Annotated in this window: 20 protein-coding genes and 1 riboswitch; of the genes, 18 read left to right on the top strand and 2 right to left on the bottom strand. The window is 69.7% G+C overall.

Annotation, left to right across the window (positions count from 1 at the left end; translation table 11 throughout):
• Nucleotides 1-807: 807 nt before the first annotated feature.
• Complete coding sequence (locus QZ271_RS10480; protein ID WP_291431198.1) at nt 808-1,509, top strand: hypothetical protein; 702 nt, start codon at nt 808-810, stop codon at nt 1,507-1,509.
• A 14-nt stretch (nt 1,510-1,523) separates the two neighbouring features.
• Here QZ271_RS10480 and QZ271_RS10475 read toward each other — a convergent pair whose 3' ends face one another.
• The gene (locus QZ271_RS10475) at nt 1,524-2,411 is read right to left on the bottom strand and encodes a ParB/RepB/Spo0J family partition protein (RefSeq protein ID WP_291431196.1); all 888 of its coding nucleotides are present in this window, start codon (nt 2,409-2,411) and stop codon (nt 1,524-1,526) included.
• On the bottom strand, nt 2,408-3,184 hold the full coding sequence (locus tag QZ271_RS10470; RefSeq protein ID WP_291431194.1) for a ParA family protein: 777 nt from the start codon (nt 3,182-3,184) through the stop codon (nt 2,408-2,410). Before QZ271_RS10470 ends, QZ271_RS10475 begins: the two co-directional genes overlap by 4 nt.
• Before the next feature lie 1,079 nt (nt 3,185-4,263).
• Here QZ271_RS10470 and QZ271_RS10465 point away from each other — a divergent pair.
• The 17 genes from QZ271_RS10465 to QZ271_RS10385 form a co-directional block, all read left to right on the top strand.
• The gene (locus tag QZ271_RS10465) at nt 4,264-5,688 is read left to right on the top strand and encodes a replication initiator protein A (RefSeq protein ID WP_291431192.1); all 1,425 of its coding nucleotides are present in this window, start codon (nt 4,264-4,266) and stop codon (nt 5,686-5,688) included.
• Nucleotides 5,689-5,737: 49 nt separating this feature from the next.
• Nucleotides 5,738-5,893: riboswitch (cobalamin riboswitch) on the top strand.
• A gap of 237 nt (nt 5,894-6,130) precedes the next feature.
• On the top strand, nt 6,131-6,973 hold the full coding sequence (locus QZ271_RS10460; protein WP_291431200.1) for an ABC transporter substrate-binding protein: 843 nt from the start codon (nt 6,131-6,133) through the stop codon (nt 6,971-6,973).
• Complete coding sequence (gene cobO, locus QZ271_RS10455) at nt 6,970-7,605, top strand: cob(I)yrinic acid a,c-diamide adenosyltransferase (protein ID WP_291431190.1); 636 nt, start codon at nt 6,970-6,972, stop codon at nt 7,603-7,605. The genes QZ271_RS10460 and cobO overlap by 4 nt, the downstream gene beginning before the upstream one ends.
• An 88-nt stretch (nt 7,606-7,693) precedes the next feature.
• Nucleotides 7,694-8,377 (top strand): cobalt-precorrin-7 (C(5))-methyltransferase, encoded by a 684-nt coding sequence (locus tag QZ271_RS10450; protein ID WP_291431188.1) that lies wholly within the window; start codon nt 7,694-7,696, stop codon nt 8,375-8,377.
• A gap of 142 nt (nt 8,378-8,519) precedes the next feature.
• Nucleotides 8,520-10,103: a precorrin-8X methylmutase gene (locus QZ271_RS10445; RefSeq protein WP_291431186.1), complete on the top strand. Its 1,584-nt coding sequence runs from the start codon at nt 8,520-8,522 to the stop codon at nt 10,101-10,103.
• On the top strand, nt 10,100-11,332 hold the full coding sequence (cbiD, locus tag QZ271_RS10440; protein ID WP_291431184.1) for a cobalt-precorrin-5B (C(1))-methyltransferase CbiD: 1,233 nt from the start codon (nt 10,100-10,102) through the stop codon (nt 11,330-11,332). Before QZ271_RS10445 ends, cbiD begins: the two co-directional genes overlap by 4 nt.
• A complete protein-coding gene (gene cobI / locus QZ271_RS10435; protein WP_291431182.1) occupies nt 11,329-12,120 on the top strand; it encodes a precorrin-2 C(20)-methyltransferase in 792 nt (263 codons plus the stop codon). Before cbiD ends, cobI begins: the two co-directional genes overlap by 4 nt.
• Nucleotides 12,117-12,896, top strand: a complete 780-nt coding sequence (gene cobM / locus QZ271_RS10430; RefSeq protein ID WP_291431180.1) for a precorrin-4 C(11)-methyltransferase — start codon at nt 12,117-12,119, stop codon at nt 12,894-12,896. The genes cobI and cobM overlap by 4 nt, the downstream gene beginning before the upstream one ends.
• Complete coding sequence (locus QZ271_RS10425; RefSeq protein ID WP_291431179.1) at nt 12,893-13,729, top strand: cobalamin biosynthesis protein; 837 nt, start codon at nt 12,893-12,895, stop codon at nt 13,727-13,729. The genes cobM and QZ271_RS10425 overlap by 4 nt, the downstream gene beginning before the upstream one ends.
• Nucleotides 13,726-15,441: a precorrin-3B C(17)-methyltransferase gene (gene cobJ / locus QZ271_RS10420; protein WP_291431177.1), complete on the top strand. Its 1,716-nt coding sequence runs from the start codon at nt 13,726-13,728 to the stop codon at nt 15,439-15,441. Before QZ271_RS10425 ends, cobJ begins: the two co-directional genes overlap by 4 nt.
• Complete coding sequence (locus tag QZ271_RS10415; RefSeq protein ID WP_291431175.1) at nt 15,438-16,556, top strand: GTP-binding protein; 1,119 nt, start codon at nt 15,438-15,440, stop codon at nt 16,554-16,556. Before cobJ ends, QZ271_RS10415 begins: the two co-directional genes overlap by 4 nt.
• Nucleotides 16,557-16,561: 5 nt before the next feature.
• The gene (locus tag QZ271_RS10410; protein WP_291431172.1) at nt 16,562-17,572 is read left to right on the top strand and encodes a high frequency lysogenization protein HflD; all 1,011 of its coding nucleotides are present in this window, start codon (nt 16,562-16,564) and stop codon (nt 17,570-17,572) included.
• Nucleotides 17,573-17,616: 44 nt separating this feature from the next.
• Entirely contained in the window at nt 17,617-18,237 is a 621-nt protein-coding gene (bluB, locus tag QZ271_RS10405) for a 5,6-dimethylbenzimidazole synthase (RefSeq protein ID WP_291431170.1), read from the top strand.
• Complete coding sequence (gene cobN, locus QZ271_RS10400) at nt 18,234-22,622, top strand: cobaltochelatase subunit CobN (RefSeq protein WP_291431168.1); 4,389 nt, start codon at nt 18,234-18,236, stop codon at nt 22,620-22,622. The genes bluB and cobN overlap by 4 nt, the downstream gene beginning before the upstream one ends.
• A gap of 43 nt (nt 22,623-22,665) precedes the next feature.
• Nucleotides 22,666-22,908, top strand: coding sequence for a type II toxin-antitoxin system Phd/YefM family antitoxin (locus tag QZ271_RS10395; RefSeq protein WP_291431166.1), 243 nt, complete (start codon nt 22,666-22,668; stop codon nt 22,906-22,908).
• On the top strand, nt 22,905-23,300 hold the full coding sequence (locus QZ271_RS10390; RefSeq protein ID WP_291431165.1) for a type II toxin-antitoxin system VapC family toxin: 396 nt from the start codon (nt 22,905-22,907) through the stop codon (nt 23,298-23,300). The genes QZ271_RS10395 and QZ271_RS10390 overlap by 4 nt, the downstream gene beginning before the upstream one ends.
• Before the next feature lie 19 nt (nt 23,301-23,319).
• On the top strand, nt 23,320-24,174 hold an 855-nt coding region (locus QZ271_RS10385; protein ID WP_291431163.1), incomplete at its 3' end, for an ATP-binding protein.

Here is a 24,174-nt window from a genome sequence, read left to right as displayed (position 1 = left end):
ACTGGTCAGCGTGTTCACGGGGGATATTCTCATGCCCAATTTCTCTGTCTGATCGTCCCCTGCTGAGCAGTTACCTTTCTACTTAAAAGTCAGTACGCTCCACAGCTCTGTGGCCGGTGGATATGCCGTCTTGGGGCCAGGGTTCATACGGATCTCTAGTGACTGGCTCCAAGACGGCGCAAATTGAGCGGATGTAGGTGAGACGGATTGATTTCCGCGCGCGGAATTGGCGACCGAGGGATATCCAGGATTGTCAGTAGAAATAGGTAGAATCCGGATCACGGCGCCTGTTCGTCTCAAGCACATTTGGAATGGCCGTTCGGGGCCATAAGGTAATTGAGTCTACCCAGAGGCCGGGGGGCGGTAAGCAACTGTTACGACAGGATTCAGGCCCAGTTGAAACAGGGCTTGCACATGGAGACTGGTCAGCCGATCACACCTGGGTCAAAAGAGAGCTCGCCCTATACACAAGGGGCACGGGCGTAATCGTGGCTTACGAGCCAGGCGTATGGGAGCAATCCTGCCAAGTGCTCGTCACGTGACGAGCGGCGGAGGTTGCGAATCTCCAAGCCCGCTGGGACGTCCAGTAATCAGGCAGCACGCAGAGATAGAGGGCACGGTTGTTGATGCACGAATCGATTGCTCGTCACGTGACGAGCAGCATTCAGGCATTCGGCAAAGGAGTCGTCATATAGCTTCCGCTCCATTCGGCAAAAAGGCGTCTGTTGCTCCTCATCGTACCTGCTCGGATTCGTTCGTAACTGCACCCAATCAACCGCAGTCCAGATCAGCCCCTACCATGCAGGCATGATCGTTGCCTTTATCAACCCCCGCGCCACCTTGCTCCACGCGTCTGAGAGCAGCGAGACAGACCGCCGCTCGAACGGTCTGAATATCCTGCTACACAATGCCGAACTGATTCCCGTGACGGATCTGGACGAGGAGGGCCTGCTGGGCGTTCCTGCTGCTTTCACCTCGTGGCAGGTGCTGCTACGCGGCGCGGTGGTGATAGGGCCCGATGGGCTGGAGGACGAGGGATGGAGACGCCTGAGCCTCGAAGCACAGCGCAGCTCCGAGCAGGCCATCCTGCTCGCCTACCAGGCAGCCGATCACATCGAACAGCTCGGACAACTGGGACTGGAGGTAAGCCTGATCGTGCGCAGCGGCGCCCCCTTGCTGGTACGAATCACACATGCCCATGGATTGGAGTTGGCGCTGCGGCAAGCAGCCACCAGCCTGCGGGAATGGCTCAACGACGGGCCCTTCAGCAGTGCCCTGACGCTGGAAGTCACGCCCGACACGGTGACAGTGTTGCCCCGTGACATCCGGGTCGAGGGGGCCGTGAATTACGTCCTGAGTCAGCTGAGGGGCGTGACACTGACGGTCGGTGTCAGCGCCGAGACCTCGGACCGCGCTTTCCTGGCACTGTGTGACTACGCCCTGCTACCAGGAGAAAGTCAGCTGCTGGAACAGGGAGGGACCGCCACAGAGGCCGACGACCTGGACTGATACGGGTTGGCAGTTCAGTCCTCTGCCTGACCAGAGAGCAGGTCGCTGAGTTGCCGCAGCAGCTTCTCGGCTCTGGCCCGCTGACGGGGTTCCAGTCTGGCCAGGCCCTTACGGTCACGCAACTGCCGGGACACAGTATCGAACACGTCCGGGTTCGGTAGAGACGGCCCGTGCAGCAGTTGACGCAACTGCTTGACCGTGGCCCCGCTGGCAGCAGCTTCGAGCAACTGCGCCCGCAGATCGGGGGTTGCGGCGCGGCCGATCACCAAGGCCTTGCGGTAATCCAGGCCGGTTCTCACCGCTTCTTGCAGGTCCTCGGGGAGGTTCAGCAGGGCTGCGCGGTTCCGGATGAAACTGCGCCACGACTCCCGTCCAAGGGCTCCGAACGCCGCGTCGAGTTCCTCGATCAGCGCGGGTTCGCTTTCCGCATGCCGGTCCAGGGCAAACATGCGCGCCACGGCAGCGTCCTCGCTGATGCCCAGAGTCACGGCAGCCACCTGAAGTTTTGCGCGGACTTCTTCCATGACGTTCAGGTTCTCGCGTTGCAGGTTCTCGACCGCCGCGGCCAGGCGCGCTTCACTGTCCGTGAGTGTCCGGATCAGGACCGGAACCTCGCTCAGGCCAGCCTGACGCGCGGCCCGCCAGCGGCGCTCACCTGCCACAATCTCATAGCGTCCTCCGGGTAACGGACGCACCAGGAGGGGTTGCAGGACGCCCTGCTCGCGGACGCTGCGGGCCAGGTCGTCCAGTGCGTCAGGGTTGAAGTAATAGCGTGGCTGAAATTCGCCTGGGTCCAGCAGGGCCGTGCTGAGGCTGGTGGTCGCCGGTTGCGCCAGGGTGTCTATGCCCGCCACGAGTCCGCTCAGGCGTGAGCCGACCACTGGCCGCGCCTTTCGGGTCACGACTGGGCACCTGCAATCTGCACGTTCAGTCCGGCAGCCTGCGCGATCTCCGCAGTGGCGCGGAGCACATCCCGGTGAACGGGAGAACCGGGGGCATACACGCCGACCGGTTGACCGGCGCTCGCGCTGTCGTTCCAGACAGCGCCCCGGTCGGCGATGGGGCTGGCCAGGGGATTCAGGAGTTCCTTGAGGACGGCGTAGGCTTCGCGGTCGTGGGATCGGCGCGCGTCATACAGGGTCGGCACGTACAGCGCCACTGTCAGATCCGGGCGGAGCTTACGGTAGGTGGCCATCGCCTCGCCCAGCCCCGCCAGCGCGTTCATGCCTTTTTGCCGGGTGGGAACCGGCACGATTAGATGATCGGCGGCCAGGGCTCCCAGGATGGACAGTTGCCCCAGGCTGGGTGGGCTGTCGATCAACACGGCGTCGTAGCGATCCTTCCACTCGAACAGGGCCTGCCGCAGATGCAGGTGGGCGCCGACCACGCCCATCATCTGCCCTTCGGCCAGGGCCAGAGAGACGTCACTGGGAATCAGATCCAGCCCGTGGACGTGAATGGGGGAGGGCAGGGGTTCGCCGCGTGTCGCAGTGTTGTAGACGGTCTGGTCACGCGTGACGCCCGCCACGCCCAGCCAGTCGGTCAGGTTGGCCTGAGGGTCCAGATCGACCAGCAGGACACGCTGCCCGGCTTCAGCGAGTGTGTAGCCGACATCGCGGGTCAGGCTGGACTTCATGACCCCACCGGCGTGGTTGAAGAGCGTCAGGGTGAGCATTACTGCCCAGAGTAGCGCGCCGGAGCCACTCCCGTTGCGTGAACCCCTGTCGACGCTCGTCACGTGACGAGCAACGGAGCCTGACCTGCGTTTCACTGACACTCTGGAAACGCAGCGGCTTGACGAGTACGCACCCGAAACCCACGTCGCACCGGCTCACTTTACTATGCGTCAGTTGAGCCACTGGTCGTTACGTACCTTGAAGCTACCATTGCGCCATGCCGGGAAAGCACCGGAACCTCTCCATTCCCGCTCCAACGTACTTTCTTCTGCTCCGCGCTCCGCGCGGTTGATCTACAAGATAAACGCAGTGTACTTGGTTCATGGTGCCCACCAGTCAATCGGAGTCCGCACGAGGAGCCCTCCGGACTATCGGACAACTTGCGCCGTTTTTGATCAGGCTGGCACGGATGCCCAGCAATTGCACTGATGGTCATCCGAAAATCTTCCTGTGTCTCCAGCTCGGCTCCCTCGATGATGAAGTCCCAGCAACCAGCCACACCCGTCCCTATGCCGATACACGCGTCACGCGAGCACTCGTTATCGGTAGAGTCAAGAATTTACGTGTCCAGCTTAATAGAGGTTGCTTTTTTCTTCCCATACGTACTCAGGACTATCGGACAACTTGCGCCGTTTTTGTGATCGGCCCTATCGGACAACTTGCGCCGTTGCAAAAAATTAAGTGTCCAGGACAACGCTTTTGGACACCAAAACTCCGTACAGACGACTATCGGACAACTTGCGCCGTTTGGGAGAGAACCGTCGGACAACTTGCGCCGTTTTTATCCACAGGTATCGGACAACTTGCGCCGTTTGGCCCGGGGAGGTATCGGACAACTTGCGCCGAATGTATCGGACAACTTGCGCCGTTGGGGCCGAACTATCGGACAACTTGCGCCGAAAAGGGGGCAAAACTATCGGACAACTTGCGCCAAACTATCGGACAACTTGCGCCGTTTGACCCCAAGAAGGCCGTGTGGCACGCATCTGGCTTGGGCTCTTGTTGTTGACAACATATATTCTTTCTTTTAAGAGATTTAAAACAAAAAGAAAAACAACAGACACAGGAGGGCAGGGCCATGGCCGACAGGGGAATCAAACGCTTTGACGAACTCAACATCGCCCGGTTGAGTCTGATCAGCGTGCAGGAACGAATCCCGGCGAACTACCGCGACTGGAGCGTTGAACTCGAAGACGGGGACCGCCGCTACCGGGTCACCTGCCAGGCCCTGCCCGAGTACGGTGTGCCGCATGGCATCGACACCGACATCAGTGCCGCGCTGGTCAACCTGTACATTGACCAGGGCTCCCCCGACGATGGCACCGTGACCTGCACGCCGTACCAACTGCTGCAGATGGCCGGACTGGACACCAGCGGCCGGTACTACACCTCGCTGGATGAAAGCCTTAAACGCCTGACCACCACGACGTATTTCATCTCGGAAGGGTGGCGTGATCACCCGCGGGGCCGCTGGACGAACGTGAATTTCCGGTATATCGACCGCATTGAGTTCACTTCCGGCGAGGCAGAAAAGCTTGACGCGTCCAGCGTGCTGCGCATCACGTTACCGCAGGAAATCTCGCGGAGCGTGCGCGCCGGATACATCAAATCACTGGATCTGTCGTTCATGCAGACCCTCAAACGGCCCCCCACCCGGGCGCTGTACCGCCTGCTCGACGCGCAGCGCCGGGATCCGGAGAACCCAGACGCGGTGGCGATGGCGTACCAGGTAGGTCTGATGGAGTGGGCTGAGGCCTGCAAGATCGTGACGGACCGTCCCAGCATGGCGCAGCGAACGCTGGACGCCGCGCACGAGGAACTGATCGAGAAGGGCTTCTTGAAGAGCGTCGAGTATCTGGGGCGTGGCAAGAAAAAGATGCTCCAGTACACGTTTGGTGAGGCGTTCATCCCGCCGGACCCGGCGCTGCTGCAGGAACTCGCGGACCTGGGCGTCACCCAGACGCGTGCGTTGCAGCTGGTCCGCGAACATGGCGAGCAGACCGTGGACGACGCGGTCGTGCGCTGCAGGGCGATCCTGGCTGCCGGGTACCGGCCACGCTCGAAACCAGCCTTCTTCGTGGACGTTTTGAAGAACCCCGGCAAGTACCAAGTGCCCGAAGGGGTCTCGGAGGCGCGGAAAGCCACCGCCAAGGGACAGCAGACTACGGCCCGGGGTTCGGGTCAGCCCAGTCTCTTCGGGACGCCTTTACGGCCTTCTGAGGAGGAAATGGACGCCGATACGCTGTTGCGGGCTCAACCGCGCGAGCAACAGGTCGAGGAAGTGATGCGCACGCTGACCTTCCTGCTACGTAACGACTTGAAACTTCAGGAACTCGATACGCTGCGTCTGGCGCTCGACGAGGGCCTCGAAGATCCGCTTGAAATCAAGGCCTGGGCCATCAAGGGCATCAGCGGAGGCCAGAAGAGCACGGTCGTGCGTGACCTGCGGACCCGCCTTGGGGTCAAGTTGCAGGCTCTCAGGGACCAGACCCTTGACGTCTGACCGCTGGTTTTCGTCAATCGACTTCAGGTCAGATCGCCCGGCGGCGCGTGCTATCCGCAGCGGTCCCGGGTCTGCTAGGCTGAGCGTACCTGAGGAAGGGGAAGTCCGGTGAGAATCCGGCGCTGTCGCGCAGCGGTATGCCAGCTAGTTCAGCAGAACTCGGTCATGGTGAGCCCGAATGCCCCTCAGGGACGCCCGTTCACGCTGTCAGTCAGCGCGTCCGTGGCACCTCTCGCCGTCAGAGGGCCGTGACATGAGTGCTGCTGAACCCAACCGGGGGCCTGCCCAGGTGTGTTCCCGCTCCGGCCCCCGGTCAGAGCGGGTTTTTCATGCTGTGCGCCCGCTTTCGGCTGTCGTCCCAGTACGCACTGGAGTTCCCACCATGTCCCACCTGCCGTTCCGACTGCCACGCCCCTGGCCCCTTGTGTTCATCGCTGCCGTCATGGGTGCCGCGCAGAGCGCACGTGCCACCACCTACCCGCTGACCGTCACCGACGACCTGGGCCGCCGCGTCACGCTGAATGCCGCGCCGCGCCGCATCGTGTCCATGCTGCCCAGCCACACCGAAACCCTGATTGCCATCGGCGCGGGCGCGCAACTGATTGCGGTAGACCGCTTCAGCAATTACCCGAAAGCCGCCGTGGACAAGCTCCCAATGGTCGGCAGCGCCTACCAGCCGAACCTCGAGGCGATTCTTGCCCTGAAACCCGACCTCGTGCTGGCCGACGCGTCCAGTGGGTCGCGCCTGACCGAGAAGCTCGCGCAGGCGGGCCTGACCGTGTACGGCGGGACCGGGCAGACCTTCAATGAGGTGTTCGAGAAGATCGCCGTGATCGGCAAACTGACCAACCACGAGGCCGGGGCCACGCGGCTGGTCACGTCCATGCGCACCGACCTGAACGCCCTGCAGGCGAGCGTGCTGCGGCTGCCGAAGGTCAGCACCTACTACGAGATCGACCCCAGCCCATACTCGGTCGGGCCGGACTCGTTCATCGGGACGCTGATCGCCAAGGCGGGGGGGAAGACCATCGTGCCCGCCGCGCTGGGTGACTTTCCGAAACTCGACCCGGAGCTGATCGTGCAGCGCAACCCGCAGGTGATGATCGGCCTGAGCCTCGACGACGCCCGTCGGCGTCCCGGGTGGGCCGGACTTCAGGCTGTGAAGGCGGGCCGTGTCTTTGCCCCGACACCCGAGGAGCGCGACGCCCTGAGCCGTCCAGGCCCGCGACTGCCGGACGCGCTGCGCGCCCTGATCCGCTTCATTCACCCGGAGACCCTCAAGTGAGCGCAGAGCCCGTATCCGAACTCGATCCCGCCACCCGCGAGCGCCGCGAGAAGGCCATGCAGGAACTCGCGGCTGCCCGTGACGCCCACCGCAAGGCACAGGGCGTCAGCCGGGGCCGCCGGGGCCTGCTGATCGTGAATACCGGCAACGGGAAGGGCAAGACCACCGCCGCCCTGGGCCTGATGCTGCGCGCCCACGGCCGGGGCCTGCGCGTGCGGATGTTCCAGTTCCTGAAGCACGAGAGCGCCAGGTTCGGCGAGCACCGCACCCTGGACCTGCTGGGCCTGCCGTACGAGGGTCTGGGGGACGGGTTCACGTGGCGTTCCAAGGATCTGGAGAACAGCGCCGCGATGGCCGCGCACGGCTGGTCCCTGGCACGCGCCGCCATCGAGAGCGGCGAGCACGACCTGATCGTCCTCGACGAGTTCACGTACGCCTTGAAGTACGGCTGGGTGCCCTGGCCGGAGGTCGAGGCGGTCCTGCGCGGCCGTGACCCCCTCCTGCACGTGGTCATCACCGGGCGGGACGCCCTGCCGGAACTGATCGCCCTGGCCGACACGGTCAGTGAAATTCAGCCCGTCAAGCACGCCTACGAGGCGGGTATCGGCGCGCAGACCGGAATCGAGTACTGATGCGCCCCGTTCTGTGTTCCCCGGACCTGTGTTCCCCAGTCCCGAGTTTGCCTGGCTCGTGGGACGCGCGTCTCTCCGGGGGCGCGCTGTGATCATCTGCGTCGGGGCCGGACCCGGCCACCTGGATTTCCTGACACGCGGCGGGGCTGACCTGATTGCCGGCGCGGACGTGGTCGCGGGGTTCGACGCGGTCGTGGACGTGATCCGTCCATTGCTGACCACCCAGACCGTGATCACCATGGGGTACCGCGATCAGGTCGAGCAACTGGCCGGGGTGGCGGCGCTGCACCACGCCGGGAAACGCTGCGTGGTCGTGTTCATGGGCGACGTTCATTTCAGCGGCTTTCAATTCCTGGAGAGGGTCGAGACGGCCTGCGGCCACCCGGTTCAGACCCTGCCGGGCATCAGCTCCGCGCAGGTGCTTGCCAGCCGCGCGCGCGTGTGCTTCGACGAGACGACGTTCCTGACCTTCCACCGACGCGGCGACATGGCCCCCTTCAGGGCGCATCTGCGTGACGTGCTGGCCGCGGGGCGCAACGCCATCGTGATTCCCCGCCCGTGGGATTTCATGCCGGGCGACGTGGCGGCGTTCCTGCTGGGACGCGGCGTGAGCAGCGCGCACCGCACGGAAGTCTGGGAGAACCTGACCCGCGCCGAGGCCACCTGGACCGGCACGCTGGGCGAACTGGAGGGCCGGACCTTCAGCGACATGAGCATCCTGCTGATCCGGGCGCTGCGGTCCATGCCGACCGGCCTAGAGGGAGAGGTATGACACAGCTTCCGTCTGTTTCGTTGCCAACCCAGAACCACATTTGGTCGTCAACTCCACGCCCGGAATCCGTTCCTCTGCTACCCGTTCTACTCGCATCCGTTCGGATTGAATGGTCCTTGCAAACCACTCGATCGGAGTCCGTATGACCTACGCGGTGGTTCTGGCCGCGCACGGCAGCCGCGACCCGGCCAGCAGCGCGCAGTTCGAGCAGCTTGCGGCCCTCGTGCGGTCCCTGGACCCGGGGCGGGTCATCACGCACGGGTACCTGGAATTCAACTCGCCCACGCTTGACGAGGCGGCCCGCGAGGCGGTGCAGGCGGGCGCGCGCGAGGTGGTGCTGGTGCCGGGTGTGCTGCTGGCCGCCACGCACGCCAAGAACGACCTGCCGGCCGAGGTGCAGGCCCTGCGTCTGGAATTCCCGGATGTGACCTTCCACTACGGCGCGGCGATGGACCTGCACCCGGCGCTGCTCGACGTGTGCCGTGAGCGGCTGGTCCAGGCGGAGCAGTCGGGCGGCGAGGTGCGCCGCGAACAGACCCTCCTGCTGGTCGTGGGGCGAGGCACCACCGACCCGGACGCGAACGGCGACGTGCACAAGCTCGCGCGCTTCCTGGAGGAGGGTCTGGGGTACGGGGCGAGCGGCGTGTGCTTCAGTGGCACGGCGCAGCCGGACCTGAAGACCGGACTGGCCCGCGCCGCCCGCCTGGGTTTCTCGCGGGTGATCGTCATGCCGTACCTGCTGTTCGGTGGCGTGCTGGCCCGGCGGGTAGAGGAGGCGGTCGCGGCGGCCCGGCAGCGGTACCCGGACGTGGAATTCCTGACCACCCGGCCGCTCGGCGCGCACCCCAAGGTCGCGCAGGTGTTCCTGGAACGCGCGCGCGAGGGCGTGCAGGGGCAGGGGCACATGAACTGCTCGCTGTGCAAGTACCGCGTGCAGATCGTGGGCTACGAGCGTCAGGTGGGCGAGGTGCAGGTTGGGCATCACGGCGCGGCGCGGGGTCTGGACGCCCGCGCAGACATGCCGGATGCCCCCCGTGAGATTCCTGCGTACGTGCCGCACCCGATCGAGGCCGAGTCCTTCCGGATCATCGAGGAGCTGCGCGACTGGTCGGTGGTCCCGGATTCCGACCGGTACGCGGCGCAGCGGCTGGTGCACACGGCGGGCGACCCGGCGGTCGTGGACGAGCTGTTCTTCTCGCCCGGTGCGTGCGAGGCGGGGATCGGCGCGGTGCTGCGCGGCCTGACGGTCGTGACCGACGTGACCATGGTCAGCAGCGGCCTCAAGCGCGAGGTCCTGAAGACGCTGGGGGTGCCGGTCTGGTGCGGCGTACACGATCCCGAAACACACCTGCTGTCGCGCGAGGCGGGCATCACCCGCTCGGCGGCGGGCGTGCGGCGGGCCTTCGAGCGGTTCGGGAACGACTGCATTCTGGCCATCGGGGACGCGCCCACCGCGATCTTCGAGGCCAACCGCTTGATCCGCGAGCGGCACTGGCGGCCGGCTCTGGTGATCGGCCTGCCCGTGGGCTTCGTGGGCACCCGCGAGAGCAAGGCAGCCCTGCGCGCCTGCCTAAGCGTGCCGCGCATCACGAACGCCGGCACACGCGGCGGGAGCCCCTGGGCCAGCAGCGTGGTGAACGCCCTGATGATCCAGGCCCAGAACCGAGTGGCACAGGCCACGTCGGCGCAGGCCAGTCTGCCCCTCTCCCCGGTGCGGGACGCGTGAGCCTGAGCGTGACCCCGCCCGCGAGACTGGACCTGAGCGTGCCTGCCAGCAACGGACTGCGGCGCGGCTTCACGACCGGCAGCGCGGCCACGGCGGCCCTGAAGGCGGCGCTGCTGTGCCTGCGCGGCCAGACGGCGCGCGTGGTGGACATCACGCTGCCCGGTGGGGAACTGCTGGCCGTGGAGGTCCGGGCCATGCGCCGCACCGACGCCGGAGCGTACGCGGAGGTCGTGAAGGACGGCGGGGACGACCCGGACGCCACGCACGGCGCGGTGATCTGGGTACGCGTGACGCCGCAGGACTCGCCGGTCATGTCCTTTCACGCCGGGGAGGGCGTGGGGACCGTCACCGCGCCCGGCATTCGCGTGCCGGTGGGCGAGGCGGCCATCAATCCCGGTCCGCGCGGCATGCTGCGCGCGGCGGCGCACGAGGTCGCGGGGCACGAGGCCTTCGCGGTGACGGTGGGCTGCGTGAACGGCGAGCAGATCGCGCGCCGGACCTTCAACCCGCGCCTGGGCATCGTGGGCGGCGTCAGCATCCTGGGGACGACCGGCGTGGTGGAACCCATGAGTCTCGAGGCGTACATGGCCTCGGTGGAGGTGTACGTGCGCGTCGCCGTGCACGCCCGCCCGGACGCGCTGGTGTTCACGCCGGGCAAACTGGGCCGTGACTTTGCGCGGGACACGCTGGGCGCCGCGCCCCTGGCGGTGGTGCAGATGGGCAACTTTGTGGGCGCCGCGCTGGACGCCCTGCAAGAAGCGTTGCAGGAGGCGCGGGAGGAACAGGCGCGCGCGGCCCGGCCACCATTGACGGCGCCACCACTGACGGCGCCGCCGCTGCTCGTCGCCGGGCATCCCGGAAAGCTGGCCAAGGTGCTCAACGGCGACTGGAACACCCACAGCGCCCACAGCGGCATGGCCATGAACGCCGTTGCCCGCGTCGCGGCCCGCCTGGGGCTGCCGGATACGCTGGTGGGCGCCCTGCACGCGGCGAACACCGTGGACGCCTGCGTGGACCTGCTGGCCGGTGTCGGCGCGGGCCGCGCCGCTCAGGTGTGGGCGGCCGTGGCGCGTGACGTGGCCGCCTGCCTGCACGGGCGCGCGCCGTTACTGCCGTTCGTGCGCGTGGCGCTGTTCGCGCTCGATGGACGCGCGCTGGCCGACGAGAGCACCGCCACCTTCCCTCCCGGCACCCTTTCCAACCCCCATTCAGACGGAGGAACCCTATGACCACCCACCTCACTTCACCCACCGCTCCCGGCTGGTTCGCCGGACTGGGTGTCGGGCCGGGCCAGCCGGGCCTGCTGCCGGTCGCGTCACTGGACGTTCTGCGCGGCGCGGACGTCATCTACGCGCCGCGGTCACGGGTCTCGCAGGCGTCCGTGGCGCTGGCGGCCCTGCGGGACCTGGACTTCCCGGCCGGGCGCGTGCAGGAGGTCGAGTTCCTGATGGACGGTGACGACGACCGCATCGGCGGGCATTACGCCGCGCTGGCCGAGCAGATCGCCGGGCAGCAGCGCCAGGGGCTGAATGTCGCGTACCTGACCATCGGGGACGCCATGACCTACTCCACGCTGGGGTATCTGGTGAGTGCCCTGCGCCGCGCCGCGCCGGACCTGCCGCGCCGCGTGCTGCCCGGCGTCACCAGTTACGCCGCCGCCGCCGCCCTGACCGGCTTCCCACTCGGGGAGGGCCGCGAGCGGGTGCTGATCCTGCCTTGCCCGGACGACCTGGCGGCGCTGCGGGCCGATATCGCCTCACACGACGTAGTCGTTCTGATGAAGGTCGGGCGTCGCCTGCCAGCCGTCCTGGACCTGCTCTCGGACCTGGGCCTGCTCGGGCGCTGCGCGCTGGCGCACCGTCTGGGCCTGGACGGCGAGGTGATCCTGCCCAGCCTGGAGTCGCTGCGCAGCGAGACCCTGCCCGGCGAGACCCTGCCCAGCGGCCCGGACGCGGCGCGGCTGGGGTACCTGAGCGTGCTGCTGATCCGGGGCGAGCGGCCGGGGAGGTTCGCGTGAAGGTGTACTTCATCGGGGCGGGTCCTGGAGCGCCGGACCTGATCACGCTGCGCGGCGCGCGGCGGCTGGCCGGGTGCCCACTGGTCATGTACGCCGGGTCGCTGGTCCCCGAGGCGGTCCTGGAGCACGCCCACCCGGACGCCGAGTGCGTGAATACCGCGCCGCTGAACCTGGACGAGCAGGTAGCGATCTACCGCCGTGCGCAGGCGGCCGGGCTGGACGTGGCGCGCGTGCACAGCGGCGACCCCGCTATCTACGGCGCGACCGCCGAGCAGATGCGCGCCCTGCGGTCCCTGGGTATCGAGTACGAGGTGGTGCCGGGCGTGAGTTCCTTCACGGCCAGTGCGGCAGTGCTGGGCGCGGAACTGACCCGGCCGGGCGTCACGCAGACCGTGATCCTGACCCGCGCGTCGGGCCGGGCCAGTCCCGTGCCGGACGCCGAGAACCTGCGCAGCCTCGCGGCGCACCGCGCCAGCCTGTGCGTATTCCTGGGCGGGCGGCAACTGCCGCAGATCGTGACCGAACTGCTGGAAGCCTACCCGCCGCACACCCCGGCGGCGCTGGTGCAGCGGGCGTCGCAACCCGACGAGCGGCGGCACGAGGCGACGCTGGGAACCCTGCTCACCGACCTGACCCTCAGCGACTGGGCGTTGACGACCATGCTGCTGGTCAGCCCCGCGCTGGGCGACCCGCAGGACCTGACCGAACCGAGCCGTCTGTACGACCCGGCCTACGCGCACCGCTTCCGCCGCGCGGCGGACAGTCAGGACTCGTGACCGCCGCGCCGGACACGCGACGGCCGGGCGTGCGTCTGCCGGACGTGGGCATCTGGCCGGTGCAAGCGGGCGCGGTCGGGCTGGCCGCTAGGCTGGAGCGCGCACTGAGCGGCCCAGGCCGCCGCGTGACCGTGTACCGCCCCTGGACGCTGGGCCGGCAGCAGGACGCCTTCCGGGCCGCGTACCCCGGCGCGCGGGCCTGGGTGCTGATCGGCGCGGCCGGGATCGCCGTGCGCTTCCTGTCGGGCCTGCCGGCCGACAAGACCCGCGACCCGGCCGTGCTCGTGCTTGACGACGCCGCCCGGCACGTCATTCCCATTCTGGGCGGGCATGAGGGGGGCGGGAACGCCCTGGCGTACGCGGTCGCGCGGGCCTGCGGGGCGGCGCCGGTCATCACGACCGCCAGCGAGGCGACCCGGCCCCTGACCCTGGGCGTCGGCTGCCGCCGCGGCGTGCCCGAGGACCGCATTGCCGCCGCCGTGACCCAGGCCCTGACGCGGGCCGGGCACGCGCTGGACGACGTGCGCGAGGTCGCCACCGTGGACCTGAAGGCGGACGAGCCGGGCCTGAACGCCTTTTGCGACCGGCACGCGCTGCCGCTGCGGATCATCGCGCACGCCGACGTGCAGGCGCGGCCCTTCGTGACCCACCCCAGCGAGTGGGTGCAGCGTAGCGTGGGCCTGTCCGGTGTCAGTGAACCCTGCGCCCTGATCGCCAGTCCGCGCGGCGAACTGCTGTTCCCCCGCCTGGCGCTGAACGGCGTGACGGTCGCCGTCGTCCGTGACGGACCGCACGCCCCAACCCCTTCCCGCCCCCCGGAGACCACCGCATGACCCTACCCACCCATCCTGAATCCACCCGCCTGACCCCGCCCTCCCCGCGACCGGGCGGGCACCTGAGTCTGGTGTCGGTCGGGCCGGGCGACCTGAACCTCGTGCCGCAGCGTGCCCGAGAGGCCCTGACGCGCGCCGACGTGATCGTCGCCTACGACCTGTACCTGCGCTGGGTCGCGCCGCTGCTTGACCCGGCCCGGCAGGAGATCGTCACGCTGCCGCTGACGCGGGAGAAACGCCGCGCCGAGGTCGCCATCGAGCGGGCCGCCGCCGGGCAGCGCACGGCGCTGGTCAGCAGCGGCGACATCGGCATCTACGCGATGGCCGGACTGGTCTTCGAGGACCTGCCGGACCCCACGCCGTTCACCGTGGAGGTCATTCCCGGCATCACGAGCGCCACGGCCTGCGCCAGCCTGCTCGGGTCGCCGCTCACGCACGATTTCGCCACCCTGAGCCTCTCGGACCTGCTGTGCCCCTGGGAGTGGATCGAGCACCGAGCCTCGCACATCGCGCAGGCGGACCTGTCGTGCGTGCTGTACAACGTGCAGAGCCGCGCCCGGCAGGAGGGCGTGTACCGCGTGCTGCGCCTGATGCTGGCGCACAAACGCCCGGACACCGTGTGCGGCGTGGTGCGCAACGCCTACCGCGAGGATCAGGAGGTGCGAGTCACGACCCTGGAGGCGCTGCTGGACGACCAATTCGACATGCTGACCACCATCGTGATCGGGAACCGGTTCACGCAGCGGCGCGGGAGGTGGATGTTCACCCCGCGCGGGTACAACGCCTGGGAGGCCGGGCGCGACGCGCCCACCGCCGCCACGCCCGCCCCATACAGCCCCGCCCCGCACAGCCCCGCCCCGCACAGCCCCGTCGCCACCGAAGCGGCGCCGGAGCACGCGGGCCGCGTGTGGGTGTTCGCGGGCACCTCGGACGGCAGCGCCCTAGCACAGGCCATCGCCGGGGACGGGCTGCAGGTCACGCTGAGTGTCGCCACGGCCCTGGGAGCCAGCGTTGCCCCGCAGCGTCCAGGCGTGCAGCTGTACAGCGGTCCGGCGGGCGTGCAGGCGCGGCGGCTGGCCCTGCGCGGCGCGCGTGCGGTCGTGGACGCCACGCACCCGTACGCGCAGATCATCACCGCGCAGCTGAGGGAGCTGTGCGAGGAACTGGGCGTGCCGTACCTGCGGCTGGAACGCCCAGCGAGCCTGGAGTCCGACCCGGCGCAGCAGGACGGAGTGAGCGTCGTGGACGACCTGAGCATGGCCGCCACGCAGGCCGCCGCGCGGGGCGGGCCGGTGTTCCTGGCGACCGGCAGCCGCGACCTGGACGCCTTCTGGACCGCGTTCCTGGCCGCTGGTGGTCTGGGCGAGCAGGTGTTCGTGCGCCTGACCCCGCAGCCGGACGTGCTGGCGCGCGCGCTGGCGCTGGGGGTTCCCGCCCGGAACGTGAGCGCCCTGATCGGCCCGTTCTCCCGAGAGTTCAACGAGGCGCAGTGGCGCGCGCAGGGCATCCGGACCGTCATCACGCGCGACAGCGGTGACGAGGGCGGCTTCGACGCCAAACGCCTCGCCGCGCGCGCCCTGGACGCCGCACTGATCGTGCTGCGCCGCCCCGATCCCGTGCCCGGCGCGTTCCACGATCCGCAGGCCCTGCGCCGCGCCCTGCTTGACCTCGCCGCCCGGCCCGGGGCGGCGGCCCCCCTGGAGACCGCATGAACCTCCCTGACACCACCTTCCGCACGCCCGTCACGTTGATGTCTGGTTTCCTGGGCAGCGGCAAGACCACCCTGCTGAACAACCTGCTGCGCCAGACGCACGACCGCACGCTGGCCGTGATCGTCAACGAGTTCGGGGAGGTCAGCATCGACGGGGCCCTGCTGAGCCGCGAGGACGGTGTGGAACTGTTCGACGTGAGCGGCGGCCTGCTCGCCTACGGAGGCGACGACGACGCCTTTCGCCGCACCCTGCGCGCCCTCCTCGACCGGCGCCACGCCTTCGACCACGTGCTGATCGAGACGAGCGGGCTGGCCGCCCCGACCGCTGTGATGGTCGCCCTGCAGGACCCGGTCTTCGCGGACGCCTTTACCCTGGACGCCACGCTGGTCGTCGTGGACACGCCGCTGCTGCTGGAGGGGGCTTTCGACCCGGACGGCCTGAACCCGGCTGTTCCCAGTCCACTGGCCCGCAGCGCCGCGCAGGTGTTCGACGCGCAGCTGGAATTCGCGGACGTGGCGGTCCTGAACAAGATCGGCGACCTGAACGACGCGCAGCTGTTGCAGGCCGAGGCGGACGTGCGTCACCGCGCGCCGCGCGTGCGCTTCCTGGAACTGGCGCACGACGCGCGGCTGGACACGCAACTCACGCTGGGCCTGAACCTGCACGGCGCCCGCCGCGCCGCGCACCACGCGCCGGTCAGCGGCGCTCCCGGCGACCTGAGCGGCCCGCTGCACGACCACACCGGCCTGGACGGTCACTCGCACGGGGACCTGGACGCGCACGTGCACAGCCTGGGCACGCACCAGCACTTTCACGAGCATGACCCGGGCTGGCAGTCGTTCCGGCTGACCGGCTCGGGCGCGCAGGACCCGCAGGCGCTGGCGACCGCCGTACGGAACGTGGCGCGGGTGTTCCCGGTGCTGCGCGTCAAGGGGTTCGTGACCGACGCCGCCGGGCAACGGCACGCGGTGCAGGCCGTGCGCTCGCGGGTCGAGCTGACCCCCGCCCCGGCGCGGCCGGACGCACCGAACGAACTGGTGTTCATCGGGTATCACGTGAGCCGCAAGAAGGTCACGGAAGCGCTGGGCCGGGCCCTGCCGCAGCGGTGGGAATGATGAACATGGACGCTCCGACCGCTCTTCGCGCTCCGGGGGCGCCCCTGACCGTGCGGCACAGCGTGCGCCGCTCCGCGCCGTTCCTGCTGGCCGTACTGGCCCTGCACGCGGCGGGCCTGTGCCTGCTCGCGCTGTCCGCGCCGGGGCAGCCGCTGCTGTGGGGCCTGGGCCTGAGTGCGTACCTGTTCGGCGTGCGGCACGCCTGGGACGCCGATCACATCGCCGTGATCGACAACACCGTGCGGCGCCTGCTGACGCTGGGCCGCCCCGCGTACGGCGTGGGCCTGTACTTCAGTCTGGGGCACTCGGGCGTGGTGCTGCTGATGGCGGTCGCCGCGGCCCTGATCGGCGGGGCGCTGCTGGGCACGCACGGTCAGCTCGGCACGGTCGGCGGGTGGGTGGGGCCGTTCGTGGCCGGGGCGTACCTGCTGGTCGTGGCGACCCTGAATCTGAGCGCCGCCGCCCGGATGCTGCGCGGCGCACCCGAAGGGCACGGGGATCACGGGCATCATCACGGCGGCCTGCTGGCGCGGCTGATCGCGCCCCTGACCCGCCTGATCACCCGCCCCTGGCAGGTCATGCCGCTGGGCTTCCTGATGGGCCTGGGCTTTGACACGGCCAGCGAGGTCGCGCTGCTGGCCCTGGCCGGGCAGGCCGGGCAGCAGTCGCTCGGCTGGGCGGGCGTCCTGGCGCTGCCGCTGCTGTTCGGGGCGGGCATGACCCTGTTCGACACCTTAAATGGCGCCTTCATGACGCACGCGTACGGCTGGGCGCTCGACCGGCCCGGCGCCCGGCGCACGTACAACCTGCTCGTGACCGGCCTGTCGGGACTGGTGGCGCTGGTTGTGGGCGTGGTCACGCTGGGCGCCTGGGCCGCCGAGCACTTCCCGGCACTGTCGGGTCTGCGCGCACTGGAGCTGCTGGACCTCGCGCCGCTGGGCTTTGGCCTGACCGGCGCGGCGGGGCTGCTGTTCCTGGCGGCCGTCCTGCGCCGCAAACGGGCGGGCGCGGCGTGAGCGTTCCTCCGGCCGTCCCCACCTCCGCAGCCCCTTCCGCTCCTGTGAGCGCGCCGGACCGCGCGGCCCTGTGGCGGGTCATGGAGGCCCGCCGCGACCACCGGCACTTCCGGCCTGATCCGGTTCCGCCTGAGCTGCTGGCACGCGTGCTGGACGCCTTCCGTGTGGCTCCCAGCGTGGGCCTGAGCCAACCGTGGCAGGTCACGGTGATCCGCGATCCGGCGCGCCGGGCACAGGTGCACGCCAGTTTCGTGCAGGTGCGCGCCCAGGAACGCCTGAGCTTCAGCGGCGAGCGCCGCGCGCTGTACGACACCCTGAAACTCGAGGGCATCCTGGACGCACCGCTGGGCCTGCTGGTCAGTCTCGACCCGCCGGACGGCCCGACCCTGGGGACCGGCGGGCTGAGCGGCATGCTGGAAGCCAGTGTGGCCTGCGCGGTCACGCTGGCGTGGCTGGCCGCCACCGCCGAAGGCCTGGGCCTGGGCTGGCTGAGCCTGGTGGACGGCCAGGACCTGCGTGAGCGGCTGGACCTGCCGCCCGGCCGCCCGCTGGCGTACCTGTGCCTGGGCTGGCCCGCCCTGAGCCTGGACGCTCCGCTGCTGGAAAAGAGCGGTTGGGCGCGCCGCCGACCGCTGCGCGTGTACGACACGGACGTGACGCCGTGACCCGCGCCTCGCGCGAACGCGTGACCCGCGGCGATGGCCGGACCATCAACGTCGCCCGGCGGCGCGGGCACCTGAGTTACTGCTTTCACGGCTGCTGCTGCGGCCGCACCGACAAGGGCTACGTGGCCGCGCCCGCCGACGTGTACAAGGACGAGTGGGTGCGCCGCCGCCTGCGCAACACGGTGCACCTGACCAAAGGAGGCTGCCTGGGGCCGTGCTCGCTGGCGAACGTGGCGCACCTGGTGTTCGACGGGCACGACGTGTGGTTCCACTCGGTGAACGACGCGTGGCTGGTCCGCGCGATCTTCGATCACATCGAGGCGATGGTCCGCGCCGACCGCTTCCTGCCGCTGCCGCCGGAGCTGATCGAGTACGCCTTTAACTACTACACCTGGGACGCCGCGCAAGCCCTCCCGATGCACCCGGACCTGAACGCCGCGCCGGGCGCGGCAGGGGAGACCCCCGACGCTTCAGCCGACGCGACCCCCCTGAGCGGCGTGGCGTTCCTGACGCACGCGGACACCGACCTGCTGAACCTGCGGGCCGCGCGCGACACCCTCCCGGCCGATTTCGGCCCGGTGACCGGCGTGGCGCTGGGCAGCGTGCGCAGCGAGGAGCAGATGCAATCACTGCTCTCCGGCGCGGTCGGAGAGGCGCAGATCGTGCTGGTCCGCGTTCACGGGCGCTTTGAATCGGTGCCCGGCGCGGCGCGGCTGCTCGCGCACGCCCGCACGCGCGGGCAGCGGCTGCTGCTGATCAGCGGCACGAACGAACCCGACCCGGAACTCGCGGCCCTGAGCCTCGCGCCGCTGCCGGTGCTGGACACCGCCCGCGCGTACCTCGCCGCGAGCGGCTGGCCGAACCTGCGCGAACTGCTGCTGAGCGTCTCGGATTCGCTGCGCCTGACCGCGTACGGCGCGCAGCCCCCGCAGGCGCTGGCGCTGCACGGCGTGTACCACCCGGACCTCCCGGAAGGCCTGGACGCCCCGCAGGCGCTGGCCGAATGGGAACGCAGGCGAGGCGCGGCCGCCCCGCGCCGCCCGGCGGTGGGCATCCTGCTGTACCGCGCGCACGCCCTGAGCGGCAACACGGACTTCATCGACGCGCTCGTCACGGCCCTCGACGACGCCGGGGCAGACGCCCTGCCGGTCTTCACGACCAGCCTGCGCGACACCGACGAACGCGGCGACCCGCACGCCCTGGCGCTGCTGCGCGCCCAGGACGGGCCGCGCGTGGACGCCGTGATCAGCACCCTGAGTTTCGCCATGACCGAGGTGCAGGGCGGCGCGGTCACGCCCGCCGGGGAGGCCGTGGGCGCCTTCGCGCGGCTGGGCGTGCCGGTCGTGCAGGGCCTCACGACCGGCGGGCCGCGCGGTCCCTGGGCGACGAGTGCGCGCGGCCTGAACCCGCTGGACACGGCCATGAACGTGGCCCTGCCGGAATTCGACGGGCGGCTGATCAGCGTGCCCTTTGCCTTCAAGGAACATGTCGGGGACGGCGAGGGGGCGGCCCGGCTGGTGGCGGACCCGGAACGCGCGGCGCGCGTGGCGGGCGTCGCCGTACGGCTCGCGCAGCTGCGGCACGCGCCGAACAGCGAGAAACGCGTGGCGTTCGTGTTCACCAACTCGACGGCAAAGGCTTCGCAGGTCGGGAACGCCGTGGGTCTCGACTCGGCCGCGTCGCTGCTGGTCGCGCTGCGCGCCCTGCGGGACGACGGATACGACGTGGGCACCCTGCCCGCGACCTCCGACGAGTTGATGCACGCGCTGCTGGACCGCGCCACGTACGACACGACCCTGCTGACTCCCGCGCAACTGGAACGCGCGGTCCTGGTGCCGGGCGAGCGCTACGCCGCGTGGTTCGCGGACCTGCCGGACACTCAGCAGCGCCGCATGCGCCAGCAGTGGGGCGACCCGCCCGGACAGGCGTACCTGAGCGGGACCTCGCTGGCGCTGGCGGGCCTGCACTTCGGGAAGATGTTCGTGGCGCTGCAACCCCCGCGCGGGTACGGCATGGACCCGGACGCCATCTACCACACGCCGGACCTGCCGCCCACCCACCACTACCACGCGCTGTACCGCTGGCTGCGCGAGGCGCCCGCCGACGGGGGCTTCGGCGCGCACGCGCTCGTGCACGTCGGCAAGCACGGCACGCTGGAGTGGCTGCCCGGCAAGGGCGTCGGCCTGAGCACCGCGTGCTTCCCCGACAGCCTGCTGGGTGACCTGCCGCTGTTCTACCCCTTCGTCATCAACGATCCGGGCGAGGGCACGCAGGCCAAACGGCGCGCGCACGCCACCATCCTCGATCACCTGCCGCCACCTTTGACCCGCGCGGACACCTACGGCCCGCTGGCCGAACTGGCCGCGCTCGTCGATGAGTACTACCAGCTGGAACTGCTCGATCCCGCCAAGCTGCCGCTGCTGCAGGGGCAGATCTGGGAGCTGGTGCAGCGCAGCGACCTGGGCACCGACCTGGGCACCCTGCTGCGCCGCGACCACGGCGATCACGTTCACGAATGGGACGACGAGTTCACCGAGGACGGCGTGCCCGTCACGCTCAGCGAGATGAACGGCCCGGACGTGGCGCACCTGCTCGAGGACATAGACGGGTACCTGTGCGAACTGGGCCGCGCGCAGATCCGGGGCGGTCTGCACGTCCTGGGCGTGCCGCCACGCGGCGAGGCGCTGCCCGAGATGCTGGTCGCCCTGACCCGCCTGCCGAACGCGGGCGTGCCCGGCCTGCACACCGGACTGGCCGCCGCGCTCGCCCTGAACCTGGAGGACCTGCTCGACCGCCCCGGCGCGCGCCTGGACGCGCCGCCCCTGCTGGGCGAACTGGCGGGCCGACCCATTCAGACGAACGGGGACGCGCTGGAACTGCTCGACGAACTGGCCCTGCACCTGTACCAGCTGCTGGTCGAGCGCGACTTCGACCCGGCCAGCATTCCGGACGTGCTGGCCCTGACGCTCGGGAACGCCGCGCAGACCGGGCCGCTGAGCGCCACCCTGGAGTACGCCTGCCGGGAACTGCACCCGAACCTGGAGGCCACCACCGACGAGATCCGGCACCTGCTGGCGGGCCTCGCCGGGCGTTACGTGCCGGCCGGACCGAGCGGCGCGCCGTCACGCGGGCAGGCGCACATCCTGCCCACCGGACGGAATTTCTACGCGGTGGACCCGCGCGCCGTGCCGTCCCCCGCCGCGTGGACGGTCGGCAGCGGACTGGCCCGCGAGGTCCTGGCCCGCCACGAGCAGGAGACTGGCGCCCTGCCGCAGCGTGTGGCGATCAGCGTGTGGGGCACGAGCAACATGCGCACCCAGGGGGACGATGTCGCGCAGATTCTGGCGTTGATCGGTGCGCGGCCCCGCTGGCACGCCCAGAGCCGCCGTGTGGAGGGCGTGGACCTAATTCCCCTGGCGGAACTCGGGCGGCCCCGCGTGGACGTGACCGTGCGCATCAGCGGCTTTTTCCGGGACGCCTTCCCGCACGTGATCACCCTGATCGACGACGCCGTGCAGGCCGCCATGCACGCCGACGAACCCGAGGATCAGAATCCGCTGCGCCGCCAGTACCTCGCGGACCTGGCCGGGCGACTGGCGGACCTGCCGCCGGACGAGGCCGCCGCCCGCGCCGCGTACCGCGTGTTCGGCAGCGCGCCCGGCACGTACGGCGCCGGGATTCTCGACCTGATCAACGAGGGCAACTGGGCCGATGACGGTGATTTCACGCGTACCTTCGTGAACTGGGGCGGGTACGCCTACACCGCCGCCGAGCACGGCACGGACGCCCGCGACGACTTCCGCGCCCGGCTGGGCGGCACGCAACTCGTGCTGCACAACCAGGACAACCGCGAGCACGACATTCTCGACAGTGACGATTACCTGCAGTTCTTCGGCGGCATGATCGCGTCCGTGCGGCACCTGAGCGGCACGCAACCCCTGCGGTACTTCGGGGACACCTCTAACCCGGAACGGGCCCGCGTGCGCGACCTGGGCGAGGAAACCCTGCGGGTGTACCGCTCGCGGGTCGTGAACCCCAAGTGGCTGGCGGGCATCCGCGCGCACGGCTACAAGGGCGGCCTGGAGCAGACCGCCACCGTGGACTACCTGTTCGGCCTGGACGCCACCGCGCAGGTCGCGCACGACTTCATGTACGAGGGCGTGGCGCAGGCCTACGCGCTCGACCCGGAGAACCAGGCGTTCCTGCGCCGCTCGAATCCCTGGGCCCTCCAGGCGATCACCACCCGCCTGCTCGAAGCGCAGGGCCGGGGCCTGTGGACGCCGCAGCCGGACACCCTGCACGACCTGCAGAACCTGTTGGTCGAGAGCGAGGGTCTGCTGGAAGAACGCGGCGAGACGGCCCGCACCAGCGGAGGCGGCGCGTGAGCCGTGTCACCCTGAACCGCCCTGTATGGACTAAGCTTAGTCCATGCCGGAGACTGTCAACATCCACGCCGCCAAAACGCAACTGTCCCGCCTCGTGGACCGCGCCCACGCCGGCGAGGAGATCATTCTCGCCAAGGCCGGAAAGCCGTACGCCCGACTGGTTCCACTGGCGCCCGCCACGGCGCGTGAACTCGGATTCCTGGCCGGAACCGTTCAGGTCGGCGCGGCCTTCGCGCACGAATCCCTGCGCCCCCTGTCCGCCGAGGAACAGGCGGACTGGGAGTGAACCTGCTGCTCGACACCCACATTCTGCTGTGGGCGACCCTTCAGCCGGCGCTGCTGCCGGGGGCGTGGCAGACCACGCTCCTCGATTCCCGCAACCGTTTGATCCTGAGCGCCGCGACCGCCTGGGAACTCTCGATCAAACACCGCAGCGGCCGCCTCCCGGAAGCCGCTCCGCTGCTGCTGGATTTCCACGCGGTCGCCGCCCGACTCGGAGCCAAGGTGATCGACATCTCCCCGGCCCACGCGGTCCGGGCCGGAGCGCTCGACTGGGATCACCGCGACCCCTTCGACCGCATGCTGGTCGCGCAGGCCACCGAGCATGGGCTCACGCTGATGACGGTGGACGCCAGCATCACGGCCTACGCCCACGCCCCGGTCCTGCCGCCCCCATGATGCGCTTCACGGGGGCGGCGTGACCCCCTCCGGACCCCCTCCGGACGCCGCGCCGCTGTTTCCACTCTCGGCGGTGGCGCACCAGCCGGACCTGACGCTGGCGCTGAGCCTGCTGGCCGTGTCGCCCGCGCTGGGGGGCCTGCTGATCCGGGGGGACCGGGGCGCGGCGAAAAGCACGTCTGCGCGGGCGCTGGCGGCCCTGCTTCCAGCGCACGCGCAGGGGCCTGCGGGGCACACGGACGGCGCGGCCCCGTTCGTGAACCTGCCGCTCGGCGCGGGCGAGGAGCGCGTGGTGGGCACGCTGGATCTCGACGCGGCCCTGCGGGGCGAGGCGCGCCTGAAACCGGGATTGATCGCGCAGGCGCACGGGGGCGTGCTGTACATCGACGAGGTGAACCTGCTGCCCGACCACCTGGTGGACGTGCTGCTGGACGCCGCCGCGATGGGCGTGCACCGCGTGGAACGCGACGGCCTGAGCGTCACCGCGCCCGCCCGCTTCGCGCTGGTGGGCAGCATGAACCCCGAGGAGGGTAACCTGCGCCCGCAGTTCCTGGACCGATTCGGGCTGTGCGTGGACGTGCAGGCGCCCACCGCGCCGGGCGAGCGGGCCGAGATCGTGCGCCGCCGCCTGGCCTTCGACGCCGACCCCGCCGTGTTCACGCGCAGCTGGGCGGGGGCAGAGGCGGACCTGCACGCCCGCCTGAGCGCGGCGCGTGGGCGGCTGGCGCTCGTGACCGTCCCGGACGCGCTGCTGATCCGCATAGCCGATCACGCGGCGGCGGCCGGCGTGCGCAGCCTGCGCGCCGATCTGGTGCTGTACCGCGCCGCCTGCGCCCTGGCGGCGCTGGAGGGCCGCACGGCGGTCACGGCGGCC

The organism is Deinococcus sp. (assembly GCF_018260555.1).
In the GTDB taxonomy this organism is placed as follows: Bacteria; Deinococcota; Deinococci; order Deinococcales; family Deinococcaceae; genus Deinococcus.
This window is presented reverse-complemented; position numbering and strand designations above follow the sequence as displayed.